The organism is Nitrospirota bacterium (assembly GCA_016207905.1).
Classification (GTDB): domain Bacteria; phylum Nitrospirota; class Thermodesulfovibrionia; order Thermodesulfovibrionales; family JdFR-86; genus JACQZC01.
In genome coordinates, this window is sequence record JACQZC010000041.1 from 1 (window position 1) to 7,440 (window position 7,440).

Consider the following 7,440-nt stretch of genomic DNA (forward strand, 5'->3'; position numbering starts at 1 on the left):
TAAAGGCACGGACTTCGGTAAAATAACCAATGAGCAGGTGGCAATGGTAGCATCATTAATTAACACAAGGCCCAGAAAATGTCTGGGCTACAAGACGCCCCTTGAAGTCGCATCTGTTGCACTTCGAGATTGAATGTAGGTTGGTAAAACATAAACCTATCAGTAATAAGGTTGATGATTTCTGTGTCATAGAATTTCAGTCAGATTCCACAACTGGAACAGGAAAGTTAGTTGAGGCATTAAAAGATTTCATGAAAGGGCTTGATGTGTTAAGTAGAAAATATAACTTTGGGATGAATACATACAACACAATTAAGCTTTCATATATTCAAATGCTTATTAAAGGTCAAGTGATGGAAAAATGGGGTAAAAATATCTTTTGGATTATGCAGAAATATGTTTATGAAAATATGGTTAATCGCTTTAAATTAAATGCAATGGATTATACTGAGGGAAAGAAAACAAAATACCATATCTACGATTTAGTGAAAGATGAAGGTGTTTATCATTTAAAATTACTTGATAAAAAATCTTCTACGATTGCTAATCTTTTGAAAGCCTTTACTCATCAGCCTGCACCGAGGGTAGATGATTTTATTAAAGTATTAGAGGGTAAAATAAAATTAAAATTAGGGTTTTACATAGGATAGAAATTGAGTGATATGAAAGAAGAAAAAGACCTTAGGGCAACGCTTAATCTTCCCCAGACAGACTTTCCAATGAAGGCTAACCTTCCAACGAGGGAGCCTGAAATCCTTGCCTTCTGGGAAAAAGAAAAGGTGTACGAAAACATTCTAAAAAAGAATACTGCCAACAGAAAGGAAAAAACCTATGTCCTTCATGACGGACCTCCTTATGCAAACGGACATATCCACATAGGACATTCCCTGAATAAGATTCTCAAAGACATAATAGTTAAATATAAATCAATGAATGGCTTTTACTCTCCATATGTGCCCGGATGGGACTGTCATGGTCTTCCCATAGAGCGGGAGGTGGATAAAGACTTAGGCAAGGCAAAAGAAGGCATAGACATACTTAAGAAAAGGCAGCTCTGTAGAGAGTATGCCCTCAGGTTCGTTGACATCCAGAGGACCGAATTTAAAAGGCTCGGAGTGTTTGGCGACTGGATGATGCCTTATCTTACGATGTCTTATGAGTATGAGTCAGCCACTGTCAGGGAGTTTACAGGGTTTGTAAAAGGTGGCTATGTGTATAAAGGGAAAAAGCCTGTTCATTGGTGTCCATCGTGTGTTACTGCTTTGGCAGAGGCAGAGGTCGAATATGCGGATAAGGAATCGCCCTCTGTGTATGTGAAGTTCGGGCTGAATACAGAGGGGCGGTTAAATCTTGAAGGTTTCGAGAAGGTTTACATTGTCATCTGGACTACTACTCCTTGGACACTGCCTGCAAATTTAGCGCTTGCAGTAAAAGGCAACATTAATTATGCAGCAGTAATGATGCCTGACCAAAAAGAAGTTCTCATTGTTGCCAATGATTTAGTGAATAAGTTACATGGACAAGGTGTCCTGCCAACGAACAATGTCTATCGTATATTCCCCGGCAACAACATGAAGGGTTTAAAAGCAGACCACCCTTTTATTGACCGCAAATCAATGATAATCGAGGCTGACTTTGTCAGCACCGAAGAAGGAACTGGCATCGTTCACATAGCACCCGGACATGGTGAGGAAGACTATTCCGCAGGCATAAGAGAAGGGCTTGAAATCTATGCGCCTGTTGACGACAAGGGAAGATTCTTAGGTACAGGACTGCCAGAAATAGAAGGGCAGTTCGTTTTTAAGGCAAACGAGACTATAATAGAAATCTTGAGGAGAAACAATGCACTTTTACATGAAGAGAAACTCCTGCATTCATATCCCCACTGCTGGAGATGCAAAAAGCCTGTAATCTTCAGGGCAACTGAGCAGTGGTTCATTTCAATGCAAAATAATGCTCTAAGGCAAAGGTGTCTCGATGAGATTGACAAGGTAAAATGGGTTCCAGAATGGGGAAGAGACAGAATCTACGGCATGGTCTCTAACAGGCCTGACTGGTGTATCTCAAGGCAGAGGGCATGGGGGGTTCCAATCGCAATGATAAGGTGTAGGCACTGCGGTCAGATGGCAGTTGATGACGATGTGTTTATAAGATTCGTAAGCCTCATAAAGCAACATGGCGCAGACATCTGGTTTGAAAAGGAAGAAAAAGAGCTTTTGCCTGATGGCTATAAGTGCAGTAAGTGCGAGGGGCAGGACTTCGTAAAGGAAACGGATATATTAGATGTATGGTTTGATTCAGGAGTAAGTCATGCCGCAGTGTTAAAAACAGATAAAGAAAGGCTTTCGTGGCCAGCAGACATGTACCTTGAAGGCTCGGACCAGCACAGGGGCTGGTTTCAAAGCAGTCTTTTAGCCTCAGTGGGCACAATCGGTCAGTCTCCATATAAGACGGTCCTAACGCATGGCTTTGTTGTCGATGGAAAAGGCAAAAAGATGTCCAAGTCCCTTGGGAATGTAGTTTCCCCTGATGACATTGTTAAGGCAAATGGAGCTGAAATCCTAAGGCTCTGGGTCTCTGCCGAAGACTATAAAGATGATGTAAGAATATCCAAAGAGATAATCTCCCGCATTACAGAGGCATATAGAAAAATAAGAAACACAGCAAGATTCCTCCTCGGAAACATTTATGATTTCGACGGAAGCACACCAGAGCTAACCGAGATAGATAGGTGGGCTATGTCAAGGAAGGAGAGGCTTATTAAGAAGGTCACCAATGCTTACGAAAGGTTCGATTTCCATGAGGTCTTCCATAGCATCCATAACTTCTGCGTAGTCGATATGAGCTCGTTTTATCTGGATATTCTTAAAGACAGGCTCTATACATTCAGGGCAGACTCTCCTGAAAGAAGGGGTAGCCAGTGGGTTTTGAGGGAGACTCTTACTACAATGACAAAGCTCATGGCACCCATACTCTCCTTCACAGCAGAGGAGATATGGGGCTATATAAAAGGAAAGAAAGAGGAGAGTGTTTTCTTAAGTGATTTTCCGAAAGTGAATGAGAAGTTTATAGATGATGAGCTTGAGGCAAGATGGGACAGGCTCATAGAAGTGAGAAATTTTGTCAATAAAGGATTAGAAGACGCAAGGGAGAAAAAAGTCATTGGCAGTTCGCTTGAGGCAAGCGTATTGCTTTCGCTCTCAGATAAATATTTTGGACTCTTTGAGGACTATAAAGAATTTCTGCCGACTCTTTTCATTGTCTCTCAAGTTAGGCTTAGTAGAACCGATACGATTCCTGTTGGTGTAATTATAGGCAGGGCAAATGGCAGAAAATGCGAAAGGTGTTGGAACTGGAGCCCCTCTATTGGAAGCTTCCCTGACATGCCTGATGTATGCGGTAGATGTTATAATATAATTAAATGAGAAAAAGAGCGCCTTACATCTTGCTCGTCGCTGGGGCTGTCCTTTTAGACCAGATAACTAAATATCTTGCAGGGACATTTATAAATCAAGCCGAGCCAATTAAGATATTACCCTTTATCCAGCTTGTGAATGTAAAGAATGTTGGTGCGGCATTTGGCATCTTTAAGGCATTGGGCAATAATGTCTTCATAGCCTTATCGGTTACTGCCATAGTGTTTATAGCCATCATGTTATACAAAGACAGGGAATCCAGTTTCAGCCTTTCGCTCATACTTTCAGGTGCCATAGGGAATCTTATAGACAGGGTCTTTTTGGGTTCTGTGAGGGACTTTATAGATATATCCATAGGCAGTTACCACTGGCCTGCATTCAATGTAGCAGACTCATGCCTGACAGTGGGCATCTTTGTACTTCTTTTATGGGGTTTTCGTAAGAAGCATCATGTATCCTGAGCTTATAAAGATAGGGCCCCTGACACTTCACACATACGGTGTGCTTGTGGCATCGGGATTTCTCCTTGCCCTTTCACTTGCAATAAGACAGGCAAAAAGGCAGGGCATACCACATGCCCTGATAGCAGACATTGGGTTTTATATCCTCGTAGGTGCAATCGTTGGCTCAAGGGGGCTTTATGTTTTAATGAATCTTTCGTATTATCTGAGAAATCCATTTGATATATTTAAGGTATGGGAAGGCGGACTGGTTTTTTACGGAGGCTTAATCTTCGTTATACCATTAGTTATATGGTATGTAAAAAGAAAGGGGCTTGATCTCTGGGCAGTTGCAGACATCATGGCTCCCTCACTTGCAGTGGGCCATGCCATTGGAAGGCTCGGATGTTTTTCGGCAGGCTGTTGCTACGGAGCCCCCTCAGAACTTCCATGGGCAGTGACCTTTACAGACCCAAAAAGCCTTGCACCACAGTGGATTAAGCTACATCCAACACAGCTTTATGAATCCATTGGAGAGTTTGCAATCTTCCTCGTCCTGATTTCCATAAGAACAAGGCAGTCGTTTAAAGGAGAGCTTTTCTGGCTCTACGGAGTCTTTTACTCGGCATTGAGGTTCACAGTGGAATTCTGGAGAGGGGATATAGAAAGAGGGTTTATAATGTCTGGGCTTTCTGTATCTCAGGCACTAAGTGTGATTTTATTTACAGTCTCTGCTATAATGTTTATAAGAGGCATTAAAAGGGGTGTAAATTGAAGAAGAACTGCTGGGAATTCAAGGGCTGTGGAAGAGAGCCAGGCGGCAAAAATGCGGAAAAATTAGGTGTCTGTCCTGCCACTACCGATACGAGGCTCGATGGAATTCATGGAGGGAAAAACGCAGGAAGGGCATGCTGGGTCGTAGCAGGAACTTTCTGCAAAGGAGAGGTTCAGGGAACATTTGCAAAAAAATTCGGAGACTGCCTGAAATGCGATTTCTTCCAGTTAGTTCGGAAAGAGCAAGGCTATCAATTTATAATCTCCACTGGACTCATTAAGATACTTATGGGAGAGGAATAAGTTAAGGCTTCTTAACTGCCTCTCTCATGATTGCTACTTTTCCAGTTCTTACAAAGTCCTTTATTCCAAATGGCTTCATAAGCTCTGTGAATGCCTCTATCTTTTTTTCGTCTCCTGTTATCTCTATCGTATAGGTCTTCTGGGATGAATCCACAATCCTGCCCCTGAAGATTTCCGTAAGGTTTAAGACCTCTGCCTTATGCTCCTGCCGTGGAGAGACCTTTATGAGAACCATCTCCCTTTCCACATGGTCAAACTCGGTCATGTCAGCGACCTTTATGACATCGATGAGCTTGTTAAGCTGTTTTGTAATCTGCTCTATCACCTGGTCATCGCCTGATGTCACAATGGTCATCTGGGATATCAGGGGGTCAAGGGTCTCTCCCACTGAGATGCTTTCTATGTTATATCCTCTTCCACTAAAGAGGCCCGAGACCCTCGATAGCACTCCGAATTTGTTTTCAACAAGAAGAGATATTGTGTGTCTCATTTCACTGCCTTAAGTTTTTTCTCAGGCTTTTTTTCAGGCTCTTCAAACATCATCTGGTCTATGGGAGCACCTGCAGGCACCATTGGAAAGACCTTTTCTTTCCAGTCAACCACAAAGTCCATAAACACGGTCCCTTTAATCTTGAATGCCTCTTTAAGGATAGGCTCCACCTCAGAGGGCTTCGTTGCCCTCAAGCCCACTGCCCCGTATGCCTCTGCGATCTTAATAAAATCAGGAACGACATCGAGATGTGTGTAGGAGTATCTTTCGCCAAAGAAAAGCTCCTGCCACTGCCTAACCATGCCTAAATACCTATTATTAAGGATTGCCACCTTAACTGGCAGTTTGTTTATCACTGCGGTTGCAAGCTCCTGTATGTTCATCTGGATCGAGCCGTCTCCTGCAATGTCGATGACGAGCTTATCCGGAAATGCAAGCTGGGCTCCGATTGCCGCAGGAAACCCATATCCCATTGTTCCTAATCCGCCTGAGGAAAGAAGGGTTCTTGGCTTTTCGAATTTATAAAACTGTGCAGTCCACATCTGGTTCTGTCCAACCTCTGTTGTAATTATTGCATCACCCCTTGTAAGTTCGCATATCTTTTCTACGACAAACTGGGGCTTTATCGTCTCTACAGTCTTTGCATACGAAAGAGGCCTTTCCATTCTCCATTCCTCTATCTGCTTAAGCCATGCCTTTCTGACCTCGGCCCACTGGACTTTGACTTCCTCTTTGAGGGTTTTATTGAGAACATGAAGAATCCTTTTTGCGTCCCCTACGATAGGGGTGTCAACCCTTACATTTTTTCTTATCGAGGTTGGGTCTATATCTATATGAATTATCTTTGCATGGGAGGCAAAGGCATCTGCCTTGCCTGTAACCCTGTCATCAAACCTCATGCCAACTGCAATGACGAGGTCTGACTCCTGTATTGCCTTATTTGCATAATATGTTCCGTGCATCCCTGGCATTCCAAGGGAAAGACGATGACTGCCAGGGAAGGCTCCAAGCCCCATAAGCGTCATTGTCACCGGGATGTCTGTATATTCGGCAAGCTCTTTAAGCTCTTTAACGGCAGATGAGATAATCACACCTCCGCCTGCTATGAGCACAGGCTGTTTTGATTTAGAAATCATATGTGCGGCTTGTGTAATCATCCACTTGTTACCTTCGAGTGTTGGCTTATAACTCCTTATATCTATCTTTTCGGGCCAGTGAAACTCTGTCTTTCCTGCAGTTATATCCTTTGGCAGGTCTATAAGAACAGGCCCTGGCCTACCTGTGGTTGCTATGTGGAATGCCTCCCTTATGGTCTTTGCAAGGTCTTTTATATCCTTAATAAGGAAATTATATTTCGTGCAAGGCCTTGAGATTCCAACGATATCTGCCTCCTGAAATGCATCGTTTCCAATAAGAAGTGTTGGGACCTGTCCTGACATGACCACAAGCGGAACCGAGTCCATGGATGCGGTTGCAATCCCGGTTACGGTGTTTGTTGCTCCCGGACCCGATGTCACAAGCACAACCCCTGGCTTGCCTGATGCCCTCGCATAGCCATCTGCAGCATGAACAGCTCCCTGCTCATGTCTTGTAAGTATTAGCTTGAGGTCTTTTTCATTGTAAAGAACATCGAAGATGTTTAGCACAACCCCTCCGGGGTATCCAAATATGTGCTTTACACCCTCACGCTTAAGACACTCAACTAATATCTCTGCACCTGAAATCTTCATAGACCATAGTTTAACATAAGTCCTCATTGAATTTGCAATATCCCCATACCAAGAAAGTTATTTTATTTCCTACCAACACCTTTGTCTGTGAATGGCATCATCAGTAAGAAGAATCCCATGGTTTGTCTCATATGTCCTGAACCCATAAGGTAGCGTAAAATCTTCTGTGTAAATTCTTGAAGTAAAAAAGAGACAGGGTGTATTCTCCATTGTCCAAATCATTAACCCTTAAAGGGAAGGAGGATACACCCATGTCGGTAAAGGAACTTACTAAGTTAACGGTAACA

At 43.1% G+C, this 7,440-nt stretch carries 7 protein-coding genes; 5 read left to right on the forward strand and 2 right to left on the reverse strand.

What is annotated here, in order from left to right; genetic code table 11:
* The first annotated feature begins 140 nt into the window (after positions 1 to 140).
* Genes HY805_04940 through HY805_04960 form a run of 5 tightly spaced genes read left to right on the forward strand, consistent with a single transcriptional unit; the run spans position 141 to position 4,933 of the window.
* Positions 141 to 650: a hypothetical protein gene (locus HY805_04940; protein MBI4823560.1), complete on the forward strand. Its 510-nt coding sequence runs from the start codon at positions 141 to 143 to the stop codon at positions 648 to 650.
* Positions 651 to 662: 12 nt separating this feature from the next.
* Positions 663 to 3,425 carry an isoleucine--tRNA ligase gene (ileS, locus tag HY805_04945; protein ID MBI4823561.1) on the forward strand — a complete coding sequence of 921 codons (2,763 nt, stop codon included), beginning with the start codon at positions 663 to 665 and terminating at the stop codon, positions 3,423 to 3,425.
* Positions 3,422 to 3,877, forward strand: coding sequence for a signal peptidase II (gene lspA / locus HY805_04950; GenBank protein ID MBI4823562.1), 456 nt, complete (start codon positions 3,422 to 3,424; stop codon positions 3,875 to 3,877). Before ileS ends, lspA begins: the two co-directional genes overlap by 4 nt.
* Complete coding sequence (lgt, locus tag HY805_04955; GenBank protein ID MBI4823563.1) at positions 3,831 to 4,631, forward strand: prolipoprotein diacylglyceryl transferase; 801 nt, start codon at positions 3,831 to 3,833, stop codon at positions 4,629 to 4,631. Before lspA ends, lgt begins: the two co-directional genes overlap by 47 nt.
* Positions 4,628 to 4,933, forward strand: coding sequence for a hypothetical protein (locus HY805_04960; protein ID MBI4823564.1), 306 nt, complete (start codon positions 4,628 to 4,630; stop codon positions 4,931 to 4,933). The genes lgt and HY805_04960 overlap by 4 nt, the downstream gene beginning before the upstream one ends.
* Position 4,934: 1 nt before the next feature.
* Here HY805_04960 and ilvN read toward each other — a convergent pair whose 3' ends face one another.
* Both ilvN and ilvB read right to left on the reverse strand, forming a co-directional pair.
* A complete protein-coding gene (gene ilvN / locus HY805_04965; protein MBI4823565.1) occupies positions 4,935 to 5,423 on the reverse strand; it encodes an acetolactate synthase small subunit in 489 nt (162 codons plus the stop codon).
* Positions 5,420 to 7,153: a biosynthetic-type acetolactate synthase large subunit gene (gene ilvB, locus HY805_04970; protein MBI4823566.1), complete on the reverse strand. Its 1,734-nt coding sequence runs from the start codon at positions 7,151 to 7,153 to the stop codon at positions 5,420 to 5,422. Before ilvB ends, ilvN begins: the two co-directional genes overlap by 4 nt.
* Positions 7,154 to 7,440: the final 287 nt, after the last annotated feature.

Excerpts from the sequence above, each read along its gene's own strand:
- ileS (MBI4823561.1), top strand. The coding sequence starts at position 663 with ATGAAAGAAGAAAAAGACCTTAGGGCAACGCTTAATCTTCCCCAGACA.
- lspA (MBI4823562.1), top strand. The coding sequence starts at position 3,422 with ATGAGAAAAAGAGCGCCTTACATCTTGCTCGTCGCTGGGGCTGTCCTT.
- ilvN (MBI4823565.1), bottom strand. The coding sequence starts at position 5,423 with ATGAGACACACAATATCTCTTCTTGTTGAAAACAAATTCGGAGTGCTA.
- ilvB (MBI4823566.1), bottom strand. The coding sequence starts at position 7,153 with ATGAAGATTTCAGGTGCAGAGATATTAGTTGAGTGTCTTAAGCGTGAG.